Here is an 837-nt window from a genome sequence, read left to right as displayed (position 1 = left end):
TTTCCTGCGCTGCGGACGGTATGACAAGGCAGCGAGCCTGCTGCGCCGAATCCGCCGCGCAATGTCACGAAATGGCCCGATCCACGTCAAGATTCAACGCAGGCGTTCGGCGGCGATAGTGTTCGCCTCGCACCGGTGCGACCGCCTCAATTGGTCGCGGTGCATCAGCGGCGATGCTGTGCGACAAGGCGAAATGCCGCATGACACGCCGCTGATCGCGACCATCGTCGCAGGTCTTGGACTCGCCTTCGTCTTTGGGACAATCGCCCAGCGCTTCCGGGTTCCGCCGCTGGTCGGCGACGAAGCCCGGCGTGAACGGCCCGGCGGCGACGCCGGCGAGCAGATAGCCGACCAGGCGCTGGCGACCGAACTCGCGGAACTCGGTATCATCCTGCTGATGTTCGGCGTCGGTCTGCACTTCTCGCTGAATGATCTGATGTCGGTCCGGGCGATCGCGGTCCCCGGGGCGGTTGCGCAAATCGCGGTCGCGACGCTGATGGGGCTCGGGCTGTCCATGCTGATGGGCTGGACCGTCGGCGCCGGCCTGGTGTTCGGCCTCGGGCTGACCGGCGTGCTGGTGCTGACGCTGATCAAGATCGCGCTGTTCATCGCGCTGATGCTGGTGGTCGGACGGCGGCTGATCCCGTGGGTGCTGCACTACATCGCGCATACCGGATCGCGCGAGCTGTTCCGCCTCACGGTGCTGGCGATCGCGCTCTGCATCGCGTTCGGCGCCACCAAGCTGTTCGGAGTTTCGCTGGCGCTCGGCGCGTTCTTTGCCGGCATGATGCTGCGGGAATCGCCGCTCAGCCAGCGCGCGGCGCAGGAGACCCTGCC

1 protein-coding gene is annotated in these 837 nt (G+C 66.8%); it reads left to right on the top strand.

Annotated elements, in window-relative coordinates; genetic code table 11:
• Positions 1–193 precede the first annotated feature (193 nt).
• Positions 194–837: cation:proton antiporter domain-containing protein (locus J6500_RS31395; protein ID WP_225716575.1), on the top strand; the 644-nt coding region annotated here is incomplete at its 3' end.

The sequence above is a fragment of the Bradyrhizobium semiaridum genome (assembly GCF_020329505.1).
GTDB lineage: Bacteria > Pseudomonadota > Alphaproteobacteria > Rhizobiales > Xanthobacteraceae > Bradyrhizobium > Bradyrhizobium semiaridum.
The sequence above is the reverse complement of the archived record's forward strand: the minus strand, read 5'-3'. Positions and strand labels throughout refer to the sequence as shown.